This is a genomic window from Pirellulales bacterium, assembly GCA_035533075.1.
Lineage (GTDB): Bacteria > Planctomycetota > Planctomycetia > Pirellulales > JAICIG01 > DASSFG01.
Genome location: DATLUO010000272.1, coordinates 13,607 through 30,905, shown reverse-complemented (window position 1 = coordinate 30,905; position 17,299 = coordinate 13,607). Strand labels below are relative to the sequence as shown.

The 17,299-nt window shown below is 64.4% G+C and carries 13 protein-coding genes; 2 read left to right on the top strand and 11 right to left on the bottom strand.

The window, feature by feature from the left end; genetic code table 11:
• Positions 1-211: 211 nt before the first annotated feature.
• The 11 genes from VNH11_34025 to VNH11_33975 all read right to left on the bottom strand — a co-directional run bounded on the left by VNH11_34025 (position 212) and on the right by VNH11_33975 (position 13,762).
• Complete coding sequence (locus tag VNH11_34025) at positions 212-1,951, bottom strand: PDZ domain-containing protein (protein ID HVA51410.1); 1,740 nt, start codon at positions 1,949-1,951, stop codon at positions 212-214.
• A 2-nt stretch (positions 1,952-1,953) separates the two neighbouring features.
• A complete protein-coding gene (locus VNH11_34020) occupies positions 1,954-3,321 on the bottom strand; it encodes a hypothetical protein (GenBank protein HVA51409.1) in 1,368 nt (455 codons plus the stop codon).
• A gap of 50 nt (positions 3,322-3,371) precedes the next feature.
• Positions 3,372-4,952, bottom strand: a complete 1,581-nt coding sequence (locus VNH11_34015) for a hypothetical protein (protein ID HVA51408.1) — start codon at positions 4,950-4,952, stop codon at positions 3,372-3,374.
• 191 nt (positions 4,953-5,143) lie between these two features.
• A complete protein-coding gene (locus VNH11_34010) occupies positions 5,144-6,832 on the bottom strand; it encodes a hypothetical protein (protein HVA51407.1) in 1,689 nt (562 codons plus the stop codon).
• A gap of 134 nt (positions 6,833-6,966) precedes the next feature.
• Positions 6,967-7,554, bottom strand: a complete 588-nt coding sequence (locus VNH11_34005) for a hypothetical protein (protein HVA51406.1) — start codon at positions 7,552-7,554, stop codon at positions 6,967-6,969.
• Positions 7,555-7,578: 24 nt separating this feature from the next.
• Entirely contained in the window at positions 7,579-10,281 is a 2,703-nt protein-coding gene (locus VNH11_34000; protein HVA51405.1) for a hypothetical protein, read from the bottom strand.
• Between the two features lie 45 nt (positions 10,282-10,326).
• Positions 10,327-10,512, bottom strand: coding sequence for a hypothetical protein (locus VNH11_33995; protein HVA51404.1), 186 nt, complete (start codon positions 10,510-10,512; stop codon positions 10,327-10,329).
• Between the two features lie 50 nt (positions 10,513-10,562).
• Positions 10,563-11,003, bottom strand: a complete 441-nt coding sequence (locus VNH11_33990) for an SMI1/KNR4 family protein (GenBank protein HVA51403.1) — start codon at positions 11,001-11,003, stop codon at positions 10,563-10,565.
• A 29-nt stretch (positions 11,004-11,032) separates the two neighbouring features.
• Positions 11,033-11,278 carry a DUF2442 domain-containing protein gene (locus tag VNH11_33985; protein HVA51402.1) on the bottom strand — a complete coding sequence of 82 codons (246 nt, stop codon included), beginning with the start codon at positions 11,276-11,278 and terminating at the stop codon, positions 11,033-11,035.
• Between the two features lie 3 nt (positions 11,279-11,281).
• Positions 11,282-11,542 (bottom strand): DUF4160 domain-containing protein, encoded by a 261-nt coding sequence (locus VNH11_33980; GenBank protein ID HVA51401.1) that lies wholly within the window; start codon positions 11,540-11,542, stop codon positions 11,282-11,284.
• 21 nt (positions 11,543-11,563) lie between these two features.
• Positions 11,564-13,762, bottom strand: coding sequence for a hypothetical protein (locus tag VNH11_33975; protein HVA51400.1), 2,199 nt, complete (start codon positions 13,760-13,762; stop codon positions 11,564-11,566).
• Between the two features lie 237 nt (positions 13,763-13,999).
• Between VNH11_33975 and queC the strand changes: the two genes are divergently transcribed.
• Together queC and VNH11_33965 are read left to right on the top strand one after the other, a co-directional pair.
• Positions 14,000-14,737: a 7-cyano-7-deazaguanine synthase QueC gene (queC, locus tag VNH11_33970; GenBank protein HVA51399.1), complete on the top strand. Its 738-nt coding sequence runs from the start codon at positions 14,000-14,002 to the stop codon at positions 14,735-14,737.
• Between the two features lie 328 nt (positions 14,738-15,065).
• A complete protein-coding gene (locus VNH11_33965; protein ID HVA51398.1) occupies positions 15,066-17,297 on the top strand; it encodes a hypothetical protein in 2,232 nt (743 codons plus the stop codon).
• Positions 17,298-17,299: the final 2 nt, after the last annotated feature.

Here is a 17,299-nt window from a genome sequence, read left to right as displayed (position 1 = left end):
GCCGCCGCCAGGCAAGAGGCGAGCGCAAAGGCAACGAGCGTTGCGATTGTGCTTCGGACTGCCTTCGCGAGGGACGTAGGGTGGGACCAGCGAGCTTGCGAGCGCCGGCCCACCATTGTTTCGGCGTCGCGCCGATGGTGGGCCGGCGCTCGCAAGCTCGCTGGTCCCACCCTACGGTCAAAAAGCGGAAGTCGGTTACAAATCAGTTGCTTCATGGCGCACCTTCGATGTCGATCAACGCCGAATCGGCCAGCTCCGTCAAGTATTCCCTCGCCGCGGGCCGTTGCCAATCGTCCAACAGCGGCCCGATCGCCTCCGGCCGCAACTGGCGGAGTTTTTTCAATGTCGCCTGCCGCCAGCCGGCGAGGTCTTGGGCATTGTCTGATTCCGGGAGCGAATCGGCAAGCCGCGTCTGCAGTCGCCCGGCCTGATTGTCGGTCAACAAGGCGCGCTCGGCCAACGCGACTATCAAAACGCCCAGTACCGCCTGCCGGTGGAAACGGCCGCGCTCGCGGTCGGCCTCGGCGATCTTTGCTCGTTGTTCCGACGACAGGCGTTTCTGAAATATCCGCTGGAACGTCGAGTCGGCGTCGGCGAAGATCGTCGGCAATCGCGCCTTCACGCCCGCAATTTGTTCGTGCGGCACAATGACTGCCCGTCCGTCCGCCGGTTTTTCCTCCAGCGCCGCCTGCCGCTTGAAGTACGCATCGAGGTCGAGCTTGCCCGCCGTGAGCAGCTTTTGCTTTTGCTCTTCGCCCAGGCCGCCGTGCGCCGCGGCGTCATCGACCAACCTCTCGAGCAGCAATTTGAGCCGCAGGCGTTCCTCTTCGAGGGGCAGCCCGCGGCGCACGAAGCGGCGTGCCGCCGGCTGCTGCCCGTCCTGGACGAACACCGACACCTCTCTGGTTGGCAGTTGCACCAGCTTGAAGGTCGCCACTTGGCTAGAGGTCAAGATCGCCTTTAATTCGACGTCGGGAATCGTGAACAAGTCCATCGCGCCGACGGCGGACCGGCAGAGCGAGATGGGATCCGTTGCCGTGCGGTCGGTGAGGTGCCCCCGCCACACGTCGGTCCAGCGCGCGCCAAGCAGGCTGACAAGCATTTCCCGCTGTTCGCGCGTCAGCAGCAATGCTTCGTCGAAGGCGGCGATTTGGGCCAAAACCTCGGCCTGCTTGCTCCGCTGCCGCACTCGGCCGCATTCGGCGTCGACCTTTTCCGATGCATCCGGCGAGATGGTCTTCAGCAGCGGCGTCAGTAGTTGTCGGGCGACTTGCTCCGTCGTATCGACGTACTCGGCGCGCAGTTCCCTTTGACCGTTGACATCGACGATGAAGCGGCGAACGCCGCCCTCGCGCTCCACGGAGACCCGAGCGACGAGGCGCTCGATCGCTTTCTCGGCGTCCGCGCGCAACGATTCACGTTGCGCGGAGGTGAGTTCGCCGATGGTCGACATAAACTCGACGTCTCGCCGGAGCGCCTCGCGCAAAGGCCCCTGCACCCGGGCCATCAATGCCTCTTGCCGCCGGGCGGCGGCCATGATGTGCGCCTGTGCCGCCGCCGGCGAATGGAATCTCCGTGCCTCGATGAGCTCGCGCCGGATTCGCACTTGCCGCGGTTGTTGGCCGGCGGTGACGGCGGTCACGCTGACGAACGAGCCTTCTTTGCCTTGGAAAGCTTTGGCGGTCTGGTCCGTGGAACGTTCAGCGACGGAACGGCCTTCAACCGCCGTAATCCGGTCGCCCGGCCGCAAGCCGGCCCGCTGAGCGGGGCTGAATGGCAGCACGGTCATGACCACAAGGGCGCCGTGCTCTCGTTTCGACTGGATTCCGATGCCGACAAACTTGTTTTGTGACGGACCGAAAGGCTCTTTATCCTGTGCCGATGCGCGGTCCGACTGCAGTGCCGGCGATGACAGCGCGACGCAGAGCAACAATCGAAACGCAATTCGCATGGTCAGTCCAAATTCAGCCTTATCTCGTCGGCCCGCAGTTCCGCTACGGCCTTTCCATCCTTGTCAACCGCCATGATTTTCACGCCGCGGAGCGCGCCTACCTTCTTCTCAAACTCCTCTTCGAGCCGTCTTGCGACTTCCTTGAGTTGTGCCAACTGACGCTCGAAGGCCGGCCATTGCTGATCGGCCAAGATCGGGCGCAGCTTCTCATGCGGCAGGCCGGTCATCGTTCGCAGCCATGGGATCTGCCACTGCGGCGACATAGGGCAGTCGGCAACGGCTTCGTCGAACGTGCGCTCTAACTCTGCGCATTGCGCCGACGTCAGGGCCGCCGACCGCTCGAAGCCGACGACTACCGCTTGCACAAGCGCCTGGCAGCGGAAGGCGTGTCGCTCGCGCTCGGCGACCGCGAGCTTTGCTTTTTGTTCGTCGGTCAGCCGTGAGCGAAGCGTCCGCGGGAACTTCGAAGCGGGGTCGTCGAACATGGTGCGCGCGGCATCCGTCAGAGCGCCAAGTCTCGCGACGCACCGGATGGGATCGTCGCCCTCCTGCGATTCGATCGCGCCGTACCGCTCCCGCAATTGGTCGATGTCGATTTGGCCTGCGATCAGCAGCTTTTGACGTTGCAAGTCATCCAAGTTGCAGACGGCGTCGGCGGCATCGACGAACCGCTCCAAGAGTAGCTTCAGCCGCGGGTGCTGGTCGTCAAACTTAGGACGAACGGCCGCTGCGGCCTGCTGGGCACCCGGCGCCGCCACGATGATTTGCTGGCCGATCGCATGGCTAAACTGCTTGTACGCCGCAAGCTGGCCCGGCGTAAGAACGACGGCCAACCTGGACTCCGCCGGCTCGAAGCGCCCCAGTCCGCCGGCGGATATCTCCGGCGGAAATCGGCGCGCCGGAATGAGCGGCGGCCCGGTCACTCGGGTCTGCCAGCCGATTCCGCGGGCCGCTTCGGCCAGTTCTGCGCAGAGCTTGTCGCGCTGCTCGCTTGTGAAGAGCAGCGCTTCGTCGTACTCGGCCACTTGCGCCACGATCGTCGCATGCGCGCGCCGTTCCTCGAGCCGTTCGCGCTCGGCGTCGTACTTCTCCCACCCCTGGCGCGAGATGCTCTTGAGCAGGGGCGTCAATTCGCGCCGCAACGATGCGCCCAGGGAGGTGCTCTCAATACGGGCGCCCCAGCGATCGAGCGCTCGTTGAGCTTCCAGGGTCAGCGCCTCGGTTTCCTGTGGCGAGAGCTCTGCGACGGTGGCCATGAACCACATCTCGCGAACCAAGACATCTCTGACGCGCTCGCCGAATTCGTCGCCGGCACGTGGCTCGGCGAAAGCCACTGCGCCGAGCAGGATTAAGAAGGTGGAAGCGAGCACGATCAATCTCATCCCAGTTTATTTTCGATTCGAGCGCATAGTTTCGGCACCTAGAAAACCCCGCCGCCGATAATCACCGCCGGAGCGGCGGCGTTCGCCGTTCGAGCTTCGAACTGCCGCAGTGCCTCGGCGATTTGCACTTGATGCCGTGATGCGGCGGCCTGCTGGACATCGTCGAAAATCATCGCCAGCTTCTCGGCTGGCAACTGGGCGATCGCACTGACGGTTTGCACGCGCCAATCGTCGGCGTCCAGATCGCTCTCCGCCAACGCGGCCTCGATCGTCGACGACAGTTGCTCGCATTGCTGCGGGGTAAGCGCGGCCGCGCGCTCGAAGCCGGCCACGGCGGACTCGACCAACGAGCGCCGCTGGAACTCGCGCCGCGCGCGCCGGGCAGCGGCTAGCTTCTCCCTCTGTTCGCCGTCCAAGCGAGTGCGGCACGCCCGTTGGAAATACGACGCCGCCGCGTGAAAGATCGCAATTTGCGGAGACGGGCCGGCGCCTACAACTCGCACCTGCCGCGCCACCACCGGCTCGCCGGGCGCGAGCTTTTCGCCGGTTCGCGCCGACTCCTCGCGCCAGCGCTCGATATCGAGTTTGCCGGCCAGCAGGAACTTTTCGCGCTGCGATTCCGTCAGCTCACAGGCGGCGTCGATGTCGTCCACCAGGCGCTCGACGTAACGGATCAATTTTGCTTGCAGGTCATTGGTCGATGGGCCGCGCCGCACCACGCGGCGCTGCACAACTTGCAGTCGGCCCATCGCCTCCTGCTGCGCGACCGCGAGCTCGCGCGCCGCTTGCTGGTCGATGGCGATTCGCCGCGGCCGGTTCGCATCGAGCGGCGCAACTGCCGGCGCGGGCGGGGCCACGCGGGCGCGCTGCGGCGCCGCTTGCTGAACAAGGACCATTTCCTGCTGCCGTGGCTGTTCAAGCTCTTGCAAAACCGCCAACTGGGGCGGACGCAAGGCCGCCGCCAACGCGGCTTCGGAGGTCGCAAAGGTATCGAGTTGCCAAGCGGCCAGCGATGTATGAAGTCGTTGGACCGCCGGGTCGATGAGCGGTGCTACGATTGCCGGACGACGTAACGCGTCCGCTCCGATCGCCTCGAGCCGCTGGCAGAGATCGTTGCGCTGCTGGCCGGACAAAAGCAACGCTTCGTCGAGTAGAGCAACCTCGGCCAGAACCGCGGCCCGTTTTCTCCGCCCATTGAGCCGCTCGCGCTCGGCGTCTAACTTGTCCAAAGCTTCGGGCCATTTCGCCTTAAGTGCCGCGGCCACGATCTGATGCGTCACCGCGCCGGGCGCTTCGACGATCCACTGGTCCAGGTTCGCCGGAACGATCATACGCTTGCCATCGACGGCCACCACCTTCTGGCGTCGATTGCCTTTCCAGTAGTCCCGCAGCACCGCGGCCGTTTGCCGCGAGATGATTTCAATCTCCTCCTCGGCCGTGGCCCGCAACTCCGCGATTTCCTCGTCGCTGATCTGGCCGACGTTTTTCACGAATCGCAACTCCAACGGCAGGGCCTCCCGCAACGGATCGATATAGCCCTTGAGCTGCGCGGCCAACGCCTCATCGGACCGTTCCACCGGAATTCGCACCGCGCGGGGCGCGACGTGGGCCTGAGCCACTGAAACATGGAATAAAGCTGCGGCGAGCCATGCCGCAACGATCAAGAGTGGTCGGTTTGCCACGAGCTTTGCATTTAGAGATCGTCCTGCCTTTTTAGCGGCGAGCGCCGATAAGAACGCCGATGCCCTAAAGGCGCGGGTGGCGCCCGCAAGCGAGATCGCCTCCGACGTTGAAGAGCACGCAGCGCGACTCATTGGTTCTCGTCGATTTGAAGGGCGTCGAATTCTATTACGTTCCCCTGGGTATCCGCGACCCGTATCTTGGCGCCCGCCCCCGCCTGGGCTTCTATCCGTCGCGCCGCTTCGGCTAACCGCCCTTGTTGCCGCCCAGCGGCGGGCCATTGAGAGTCGAAGAACAAGGGTTGCAGCGTCTCGGCGGGGAGTTGCGCGATGCGATGCAGGCACTTGAGTTGCCAGTCGCTCGCGGCGGCCCGACCGGCTGGTGTCAGCCGCGCCGTGTCCTCGTCACCGGTGGCCAGCGCCTCGTTGAGCGCCGACGACAGCTTCTCGCACTGCGCCGAAGTGAGCGCGGCCGAACGCTCGAAACCGACCACTACCGCTTCTGCCAAGGCCTGTCGCTGAAAGTCGCGCCGCTCGCGCCACGCGGTGGCCAGCCGCCCTTTCTGCTGGTCCGAGAGCCGGTGTTCGAACTCCTTTTGAAAAGCCGAACCCGCGTCGTCGAAAATCGCCGGCGGCAAGCGCGGGCCTGTGGCGGGCACCCGGGCCACCGTCTGAAATACCATTTCCCCTTCGGGCAATTCCTCCCGCGGCGCGCGCTCGCGAAGGGCGAGGATGTCGAGCTTGCCGGCCAACAAAAGCTTGCCGCGCTCACTCTCCGTCAGACCGCAGCTTAGCGCCACGTCTTCGACCAACCTCGATAAGTGGGTTTCGAGCCGCTGTCGCAAATCTGGTCGATGCCTGACGCCATGTTCGTCGACGGCCTCCCGCCGCGCACGCAGTTTCGCGCCTACGGCCACCACCGGCCACATACCTGGCCGTAGGGCCGGCGCATCCGCCGCCGGCCGACGAACGAGTTGTTCGATGACGACCTCTTCTTGCATCGGATGGCGCAGTTTTCCGTAGCACGCCAACTGCCAGAGCCGCGAGACGGTCGACAATTCCGCCTCGGGAACGACGAAGCACCCCAGGCCGCCCGCGGCGATCAGGCTTTTCTGTGGCAGTCGGAAATGGACCGCCGACTCGTTCATCGGCCACCACGGAACCCCGCGTCCCGCGGAAAGAATCTCGCGCAGTTTCTCCCGCTGTTCGCTCGACAGGAACAGGGCCTCATCCAACTCGGCGACCTGTACAACAGCGGCCGCATGCCTTCGGCGCGCTTCGAGCCGCTCACTCTCGGCGTCAAATCTTTCCCGCGCCCTGGGCGAGATGCGCTTCAATACGACCGCCAAGACACGACGCGCGTTCCGGTTGGGCGGCTCCTTGAACGTCATGGAACGGCCGTCGAAGGCGATCACGCCGCGAGTTCCGGCGAACCTCATTTCACCGTCGGCAAGACGGCCTCCGTGGAGTATCAGGGCCTTTTCACCTTCGCCCAGCAACGATTCGACCTCTTCAGACGACAGCTCGCCGACTTTGGCCATGAACTCGCCTTCTCGGGACAGCACGTTGCGCAAGGGCTCGGGCTGCATCCTCTCGCTGGCCGGCAGGTTGGCAATCAAGCCTATATTGACTTGGCCGAGATCGTTGTCGTCGATGACGCCGGAATCGCCTTGCGGCGCGCTACCGGGCGATTGCGCTTCGACGCCGCCTGCGGGCGCCAAGAGGGCCAGAAACACAGTCAGGCACGCCGCGTGTCTGCCGATCATGTCGCTGCGCCGGCCTTGCGGCTTCTCACCACGAAAGAGTCGGCTTTTTAGCATCGTGCATTCCCTTCTGGATGCCTGATTGATGTTGATTCTGCGACGCGCTCCGTGGAGTGCGGTGATTTATCGCGAAGGGTCGCTCCACCGCGGCGGAAAGCGGCGATGAATCGCCGCACTCCAAAACGGGCGCCTTATTCTCGAGATCTCTCCAAACGATTGAAATACTCGTCCAGACCCGCGCGGAACTCTTCAGGCAAGGTGCGGTCGGTCTGGCCGACGGCCTGCGGCACGTCGCGCTCGTCGGGGCGCGCCTTTTCGTTGGCGCCGCTGCCCAACAGCGCCAAGGCCGGTTGCTGGGCCGGATCTTCCGCGCCGCCGCCGCCGGGCGTGCCGCCGCCGCCGCCGCCCGACTTCGGGTTGCACCGCTTGGCCCGCAACAGCAACTCGATCACCTCCGTCTCGGCCGCAATGGCCGGCGGGCCGGTGTCGGGCCGCTTGAGAATCTCCGCGGCTTCCCCCATCACGCCGCTGACCATCTGCAACAATCCCATCTCTCCGCCAAAATTGCCGGCGGCGTCGGGCAACTCGCCGATCCGCTTCACGGCGGCGTCGACGCGCCCGCGCAACTCCCGTTGCGTGGCGGCGAGCTTTTCGGCGTCGGCGGCGTACTTGTCGGCGGCCATCGCGGGCCGCGACTGCTCGGACACGCGGGTCTCTTCACGCAGGGCGATTTCGGCTTCCAGAATCTGCATCACTTCCAACACGACCGAGGGCGGCAAACTGCCGGCCGATTTGCCGCCCGGTCACGTGCCGCCCGACGCGGGATCGACCAGGTCCTCCGCCCAGCGGTCGAGCGTGTCGGACCAGAACTCGCACTGGGCGATGGACAGGCCCGACTCGCGCGGCAGGTCGTCGCTCACCTGCCGCAGCCGGCCCACGACTTCGACCTTTTCCATCTCGTCGAGCACGTTCTTGAACTTCGTCATCCGCCGCCGCTCATAGTAGGCTTTCATGTCGTCCATGATCGTGCCCACGTTGTCGGCCAGCTTGACCTGGCTTTCGCCGATCTTGGGCAACAGCTCGCGGGCCTGCTCCGAGGCCCGGTTCGCCGGCACGCCGAAGTCGCCCGTGATCCGCTGCGTCAGATCCTCGGCCACTCCCAGCTCCTTGCGCGACGCCGCCTTCAGCCGCTTGAGGAAGGTGCTTCCTTCGAGATTCGCCAGAATGCGGTTCAGCTCGTCGGCCACCTTGGCGAACTCGGCCAGCAAGTCCTCCTGCTGCCGCACCGCCTCGTCGACTTTTTTCGCAGCCGGGCAGGAGCCGCCCTTCGATTTGCCCGCCGCCAACGTGGTCACCGGCAGCGTGAACTTAGGCGAACCGCCGCCTGGCGGCGGCGACTCCTCATTGTCGTCCTTGTCTTTGGGTTGCTGCGAGCTTTCACGGTCGACGATGGAAGGAACCGGCGGCTTGGGCGGCTCGTCTTTCTTGCCTTCACCACCAGGCTTCGTGCCTGGGTCGCGGTTCCGGCCGACCTGCGGAGCGGACGACTGCTTCTCGCCGGAAGGCTTGCTCTCCGCCGGCGCGGCCGAAGCGTCGGCCAGCAGTTCGGCCACCGAAGGCATGCGGTTGGCCGAAATGTCTTTGAGTATCTGCAGCATCTCGGCCCACTTTTCCAGATGGCCCACGCCGAAATCGGGGTTCTTGGCGGCCTGGCTCACCAGGTCTTCGCCCGCCGAGACCAGCCGCGAAAGCCGGGCGCCGTTGGCCCGTTCGGCCGAGGCCTGCCGCTCGATGCGCTTACGAGTTTCGGGCTGGTCGAGTTCGCCGGCCGGCAAGTCACGCAGCTCCTTGTTGGCCTCGTAGAGCTGCAACTCGCGGTCGCGGACTTCGAGCGAGTGATGGTGCCAGCGGTCGAGCTGCTCCGCCAGCCAGGCGGCGTGCTGCTCGGCGTTCAGCACAAATAGCGTGTAGGGGGGCGAATAGACCCGCTCGCGGCCCGGCAAATAGTCTTCCACATATACCCGCAGCTCGATCGCCTGCGGCTCGATGCCCAGCGCCTTGGCGCAGAACACGCCGGCCGCTTCCAGCAGCTCGCGGTCGGGACCGCCGGCGGACAATACGCGCTCGCCCTCGGCGGGCGTCCGTCCCGGCCGGTCTTCGTCGGGCAAGCCGCGCCACTCGATGCCGACTTGCTTCACGCCGAAGTCATCCTGCGCCATGGCCACAAAGCTCAACTGCTCGCTGTCGAGCACTACCTTCAGCCGCGGCAGGTTCTGACAGGCGACCGTGGGCGGATCGTCGTCGCGGGCCTCGATCGAAAGCACGAACGGCGCCAGGCCGGTCAGGCCGTCGTGGTCTTGCCAGCGTAGCTCGACTTGCTGCGATTCGCTGAGGCCCATTTCAGGCGCCGCGAACGAGAATCTGTCCACACCAACCCGAAGCGCCAGCGAGGTGTCGACCGCCTCGCTTGCGCTTCGGGCTAGTGTACTGGTTGCTGTCGCACCGGCCAACTCGCGGTTCGCCGTGGCGATCACGCCGACGGTGCTGTCTTTCACCACCGACAACGTTCCGCCGCGAACGTCTTTTTTGATCGCTCCGGGCCGGCCTAAATAATCGGGCAACTTCACGCGGGCTTCGACCATCGTCAACTCAGGCCGCAACGTCGGCTCGACGCGCACGCGATGTGAAGCGTCGCCCACGCGCAGCGTCAGCCAGGCGCCGTCGATCTGCGCCGGCACATCGAAGCGGTAGCCGCCCTCCGCCAGCGACGCCGCAATCGGCGATTGTTCGCCGTAGCGGGCCGTCGCCTCGTCCGGACGCCAGCGCGATTGCTCGGCCAGTTTCACAGCGAAGGTGAACGGCTCGCCGTGCGGTACGACCATTCGATCGGGCACCGCTGCGACGGCCGCGAACGTGTAACGCGGAGTATTTCGCCAGGGGACCAGGAACCGCAGCCAGGCGTTGCCGGCCGCCGCGGGTGCGATGGCCGCGGCCAAGAGTGCCAACATTGCCGGCGCCGCCAAGGCCCAACTCCACTGGCGATGCCGCGGCTTGGGCACGGCATGGCGGAAGTCGTGGCCCGACGCCTGTTGGGCGACCTGCACGATGGCCGCTTCGCACAATGCCCGTGAGCGCACCTGTTCGTCCTTGTCTTCCACCAGCTCGATGATGCCCAGCAGTTGATCGCCGATGTCGGGATGCTTGCGGCTCAACAACCGTGCCAACTGCGGAAGCTGTCGACGTCGCCAGATCCAGCGATAGGCATACAGAGGCACGATGCCCGACACGGCCAAGGCCGCCATGAGCATGACCGCTCGCACCCAAGCCGGCGTATCGGCAAAGCGATCGCCGACAAACACCGCCAGGTACATTATCAGCAAACCAAAACCGGCCATAGCCAGCGCTTCGGCGGTCTTGATCGACCACACGCGGCGACGGAAATCGAGAAGCTGCACCCGCAGAGTTTCAGGAAGCTGGGGACCGTTGTGGACGTGTGTGATGGACATGGGAGGCTCGAACTTTGGATTTTCGATTTTGGATTCTGGATTGGGCTAATTGCTTGGTGGCTCTTGATCTTCTGGACGTTCTGCGGTGACCACGATCTCTGGCAACAGGCGAACGCCCTCGTTCGTTCCATGTACGGCAGTTGCCGGCGCCAGCCCCATCAACGCAGGGTCGGCAACCGCTTGGCACTTGAACTCCTTGAGAACACGAAAACCATCGTTGTTTCCAGGCATGCTTCACCTCAGTTGCGGGTTCGGTACTCCATTTCCCATGCACGGCCTATTCATAGCCCCAAGAGGCGCATTAAACTCTCGACGTTCGGAGCAGCCTCGACCCACCGGGGCTGTTGGTTGCCGGTAAGATAAACGACACGCGGATTCTCGTCCGATACGCGATAGTCCAGCGCAACAAGCCGATCGGGCCCAAGGTCGGCGATGACGATGGATTGACTAGGGTCGATATCGCCAGGCTGAACTTTGTCATCCTTTTCGCCCAAATACGACGGCAGCGTCTCTTCGCTCCAGCCGTCGTTTTCCCGTTGCATCCCGTCCAAATCGAAGAACGCCGGGTGACAAATCGGCTCGCCCTCATCGGCTGCCAGCGGAAAAACCGCTTCAAGCTTGTGGAGTAAAGGAGCCACCCATCGTCCAGTTTGGATTGCTTCGACCAAGGCCGACGGGAGCGGCAGGCCGTTGACGAGTTCCTCTGCGTCGGTCGTCATCATATTTATCCAGAAGAGAGGAGTGGCGGCGATTATTCGTTCGCGTTCACGGTTAGATCCTTGTAGATAGCGTCAGGCGCCAAATCGGCGCCATTGGGCCAGCATATCGCGCCGAATTCATCAATGAAGACCTGCTCGAAGAACGACAAATCGCGCAACGGTTCGAACATCGGCCCGAACAGCCGCTCCGCTAACGAAACGGTTCCGTGCGTGCCGTCTTCGAATCGGACTTGCAACTGGTAGCCCGGCAGGGTTTTCACGTCAGCAATTCGGTACATCTCTCATTCCAAGGGGTCGATTGGGTTCAGGGGAAGGTGAAGGTCAGCTAGGCTCCAATTCTCCATCAGTTCGTCGCGATGGTCGGCAGCCCATTCGAGCACCATGCCGATAATACGGCGAGACAAATGCCCCTCTGGCAAAGCGAGCGTTTCGATCTCCACCACGACATGCTGTTCGCCATAATAGGCGTGAAAGTGGGGCGGCGGGTGATCATCGTAATACATACGGATGGCGATGCCAAAGAACCGGCTGATTATCGGCAAGGTCCACCTACGTCTCTCGGGTCAAACCAGCCCCACCACTTTTCGACACACCCAAAACACACTCATCAGCCCCACGAGGATCGACGCCAACACCGGATGGCTCCAAAGCTGGAGACGCCGCACTTCGGGCGATGGCTCCTCCAACGCAGCGAGCGAACGCAGCACGGTATCAAGCTCGCCGGGTTGCACCACCTTGCCGCCCGTGACGCGGGCAATCTCTTCCAACACCTCCGGCCGCGCGGGATGGCCGACGCGCTCAATCGCCGCGCCTTGCACGAAAAAGGTCGAGTCGAGCGAGGCGCCCGAACGCTTGCCGGCCAGCGAAATGCGGTGCTCGCCGGCCTCGGCCGGCGTGTATTGAGTGGAGAAGAGTCCCCACTCGTCGCCCTCGTGCGTGAATCGCAGGGAATCGACCGTGCCCGAGGGCGATGTGACCTTGGCCGTCACGTCGTCGTCTTCGACGGGCTCGCCGGCGGACGTCATCACGTTGGCGTGCAACGTGATGGTGCTCCGCACCGAAGGCTGATCTGGCTGAAAGTAGAGCCGCACGGTCTTGCCCTTCGCCATGTTCCGTTGATATGCCATCCATCGTACCACTTGCCCCCAAAAACGGTAGTGGTATTTGTCTTCCACGCCCTTTCGCCAGCGCCAGGCGCCGTCGGTGCCCATGAACAGCACCTTGCCCGTGCCGTAGGTCCGCGTCACCAACAGCGGAATCCGGCCATATTCATTGGTGGCCGATTTGTGGACGCACAGCACCTCGGCCGAAGCCTTGGCCCGCACAACCGCCGCGTACCACGGAAAGCCCGGCAAGTCTTCCCAGACCGCCGAGTTTTCGTCCTGCGTGTCGGCCAGCTTGGTCAGCAGGCTGCGGCGGCCCGCCTCGGTCAGCTCGAAATGATCGGCCGACCTCGAACCCCAGCCGTTGGGCTGAGCGGCGTCGAGCACCACCGGATAAAGGTCGCTCAGCTCGGTCTCCAAGAGCGAGTTTTGCCTCCCCTGCCAGCCCGGCATGAACACCAGCCCGCTGGCCTGCTGCCCGACCAGCCCTTTCAGCAGCCGGCATTGCTCACTCGTAAGTTGCCCGTCGCCCAGGCCCACGTCGCCCAAGAACACCACGTCGAAGGTCGCCAGCTCTTCCAGCCGGTCGGGGAAATGGGCGATGTAATCCTTGTTGCCGCCGCCGACCTTGCTCAGGCCGGGATGGAACAGCAGGCACGAAAGCTCCACGCCCGGATCGCGCGACATGGCGTTCCGCAAATAGCGGTATTCCCAGCGCGGATACGACTCGACCAGCAACACGCGCAGCCGCTCGTTGCGAATGGCGATGGGGGCCGATTGGCTGTTGTTGTCTTTGAGCAATTCGTCGCGATGCACTGGCACGCTGAGCGTCAGGCGATAATCGCCGGCCAGTTCCGGCTTCCAGGCGATCCAATCGTTGGTGCGGCCCATCGCGGCGATGCGGACTTCCTTGATGAGCTTCTCGCCCGACGACGTTTCGAGCTGCACGCTGGCCACGTGCTCGCGCGGCAGCCAACTGTCGATCGAGAAGGCGATGCGGACCGACTTGCCCACCACGCCGAAGGTCGGCAGATCGAGGCTGACCAACTCGACATCCGGCAGACGCGACGGGCTGCCGGCCGCCACGGCATAAACCGGAATGTTCTTCAATCGCAGCCGGCCGGCCGCTTCCACCGGCGGGCGGCCTTCGTTCCAATCGCCGTCGCTGGCCAGCACGATGCCCCGCAGCGTGCCGTACTTCTCCATCGCTTGGGCGAGCGCCACGTTGATGTCGGTGCCGTGGCCTTCGCGCGGTTCGGCAAACGGCTGGCTGACAACCTGCAACTTTTCACCGACGGCTTGCCAGGCTGCGGGATCGGCCAGTGGGGCGACGGCCTCGGCACGGGTGCGCGGCGGCATGCTTGGCTGGCGGCGGTCGAGCACATCGCGCGTCTGCATGCTGCGCGAGGCGTCCCACAGCACGGCCAGCGTCGGCTTTTGGTCCGGGCGAAACTGCTCGACCCATTCGGGCTGATTGAGCAGGACGGCAATGGCGACGACGATCGCCAGACGGAAGATTTCCAGAACGCCGATGGCCCGGCGGTATCCGCTGCGCCTCCAGGCGACGAAGCCGAGCGCGGCCACGACGGCAGTGACCAAGATCGACAACACGACCGACCAGCCTGTCCAGAACAGCGCCAGTGAGCGGTAGTCGGCCATAGGAACAAGGTCAGTTCTGTTTCACATTACAGCGAACCTAGGCTAAACGTTTGCGGAGGATGGCCTTCCTAGGCCGTCACCTTTGCTGCTGGACGGCCTAGGAAGGCCATCCTCCGGCTCTTCTCCGCCCAAGGTGCGTTGTTAATTTGACCCGGCTCCCGGTGCTCGGTATCTTGGCGACACGCCCCGCCCGTCGCGAACCACAGACGAAACGTCTAGTTTATCATCCAATCGTCCGTGGGCAACAACCGGCAACTCGTTCTGACCGTTTTTATGAAAGCCGTGGTGCTGCTCAGCGGAGGGCTCGATTCGGCGACCACCTTGGCCGTGGCGCAAAGCCAAGGGTTTGAGGCATACGCCATTTCCTTTCGGTACGGGCAGCGGCACGCCGTCGAAATCGCTTCGGCCACGAAGGTGGCCTGCGCGGCGGGCGTCCGCGAACACCGTATCGTCGACATCGACCTGAGCCAGTTCGGCGGATCGTCGCTGACCAGCGACTTGCCCGTGCCGAAGCAGCGCAGCCTCGAAGAAATGTCCACGGGCATTCCGATTACCTATGTTCCCGCCCGCAACACGGTCTTTCTGTCGCTGGCCCTGGCGTGGGCCGAGGTGCTGCCGGCCGACGACATCTTTATTGGCATCAACGCCATCGACTACAGCGGCTATCCCGATTGCCGCCCGGAATACATCGCGGCCTTCGAGCAATTGGCCAATCTGGCGACCAAGGCCGGCGTCGAGGGTACGCGGCATTTTCGCATCCATGCGCCGCTCGTTCAGTTGACCAAGGCGGAAATCATCCGCACCGGCCTGGAGTTGGGTGTTGATTACAGCCTCACGTCGTCGTGCTACGCCCCCGACCCGGAGAGCGGCGCCGCCTGTGGATCGTGCGATGCCTGTTTGCTGCGATTGAACGGTTTCGCCGCCGTGGGGGTGCCGGACCCGATTGCGTATCAAACGGGCGACTGCCGCACGTAGGGTGGGGCTTGCGAGCGCCGGCCCCACCTTACGCCCATGCTTCACGCGGGCGACGGTGAGAAATCCCGGTGGCTGGGGCAGAGCTTGGCCGAGACCGAGTTCGCCCCACAAGACGCGCCGCCGGCCAAGCGATGCCCCGGTGGTGGCGCTACCGGGGCATCGGCTGGCCGCGGCGGTTTTGAGCATTCTCGACCGTTACGTGGCCAGCCTCTGCCCCAGCCACCGCCAGGATAAGCAGCCTGACGCCTGACGCCTGACGCCTGACGCCTGTTTTCCCGCCTGACAACTCCTTCTGGGCAAGATATATTGATAAGTGGATTTCCGCGTTTTGTCGCAGCGACCAGGGGTGACCTACGACTTCGGCTCGTTTTTTACGGAGAGGCCTGTGGTGCGGTGGATGTTGTCGGGTGCGTGGGTGGTGCTGCTGGCGGCGACGGCGGCCGGCGACGAGTCGATGCGTGGTTGGCAGGCCATGCGGGTCGCCGCTCAAGACGGCAGTCCGACCCGTATGCTGGCGGCCGATCTCGACGGCGAAGGACGCGAGGAGTTGATCGTCGTGAACACACGCGATTCGCGGCTCGACTTGTTCCGCTGGCTGCCGCCGGGCGAGCGTGAGAAAGAGGCGCCGCCTGCCGCCATCGACGACAGCCCCAACGAGCTGCCGCTGGCGCCCGACTGGAAAAAATCGGAGCTCGTCCTCGAAGAGTTGCCCTGGGACGCGGTCGCCCACGATCTCGACGGCGACCAGAAACCGGAACTGGTGATCCTTACCAGCCCGTCGAACAAGATCGTGGCCTACCGGCTGGCCGCCGCCGACGAGTGGAAGAAGGCGGGTTCCTGGGACCTGTTGCCCGGTTCGCCGGTGGCCAAGAACGGCCTCTTGGTGCGCACGCGGCTCGATGGCAAGCCGGAGTTGCTGATAAGTTGCGAACAGGGGATCCAGGTATTGACGCTCACTGCGGGCAGCCGCGCCGCGTGGCTGAGTCCGCGGGAAAGCCAAGGCCGGCAGGGGTGGAAACTGGCCGACCTGGACGGCGACGGCGATCTCGACCTGGTGGAATGGTCTCAATTGGCCCGGCAAACGTTGCGTTGGTACGAGTGCCATGAGGGGAAGCTGCTGCCGGCCCAGGCGATTTTCGATCAGACGGTGCATGGGTTCGACGTGCTTTCCTTGCCCGGCCAGCCTGCCGAGTTGCTGGTCTTGGGCGGTTCGCAGCACGGTCTTTTGCGGCGATACGTTCTGGCCCGCGGCGAAGAAAAGGACATCGCCCGGCATGAGGCGGTGCCGATGCCCGGTGGCGGAACGGTCGCCTGGTGCAGCTTGTCGCTGGCCGGAGCGCCGGCCCTGGTGGCCGTCGATCCGTTGCGGCCTCGGCTGCGGGTGCAGCCGCTGGGGAGCGAAGGCTGGCTGGCCGAGCAGAGCTTTCCGACCATCGGAAACATTCGCGGCCTGGAGGCGCCGGCGGCCAAGCCCGGAACCCTCTTGATCTGGGTCAAAGACGCCGCCGACCTCTACGAGAGCCACTGGGAAGCGAACCGGCTGACCTATCCCAAGCTGCTGCCCCAATCGGCCGACGTGAAGGACCGCCGCATCTTGGCCCTCGACCGTGTGGGCAAGACGGCGTGGTGGGCGCAGCGCGTCGGGCCCGATCTCGACCTCTATGTTTGGAAGCCCGGCGACGCCGAGGCGGCCAAGACCCGTTTCGCAGCCGTAGGCGCTAAAGTCGAGAAGGTCGTCTGGCTGGGCGGAAACCTGGTGCTCGTGCAGGACGCTTTCGCCAAAGCTGCGAAGCTCGTCCGGCTGACCGACGGCAAGACCACCGTCTCGGAACCGGCCAATTTGGCCAAGGCCGACCTGAACGAGTTCCGGCTGGTCGAAATGAATCAGACATTGCGGGCCGCACGGCTCACGGACGGCGTGTGGCAATGGCTCGACGACGACTTACAGCCCTCGGACCAGATCATGCTTTCGGCCGGGCAGCGCATCGCGGCCTTTCTGCCGACGGCCGACGGCCAGGCCTGGGCGATGGAACAAGGCGGCACCTTCTTGCACAAGCTGAAACCGGACGAGTCCGGCATTTTTCGCGAAACGGACAGCGTGCGTTTGCCCGGCGGCGCCAACGCGATCGATGATCCGCTGCTGGGCCTGATGCTGGTCGATCAAGACCGCCTGGTGCGGCTGTCGCGGGGGCGGCCGTGGGAATTGAAGCTGATCGAAAGTCTCGACAGCCGCGTCGGCCGTCCCAGCGGGGTGAAGGAAGCGACCATCCATCGCATCATGATCACGGATTTGACCGGCGACGGCATCGACGAAGTCGTGCTTTGCGACGACCGCCGGCACCAACTTACGGTGCTCGGGCGGACCGACGCGAAGCTCGAGCCGCGGCTGTCGTGGCCGGTGTTCGAGGATCAGACGTATCCCTACGGTGGCACGCAGCATAATCTGGTTTCAGAGCCGCGCATGATCGTCGGGTTGAACGCCGACGGCGACGGCCATCAAGACGCGGCTTTGCTGTGTCACGATCGCTTGCTCTTTTATATGGCACGGGAGGTGAAATGATG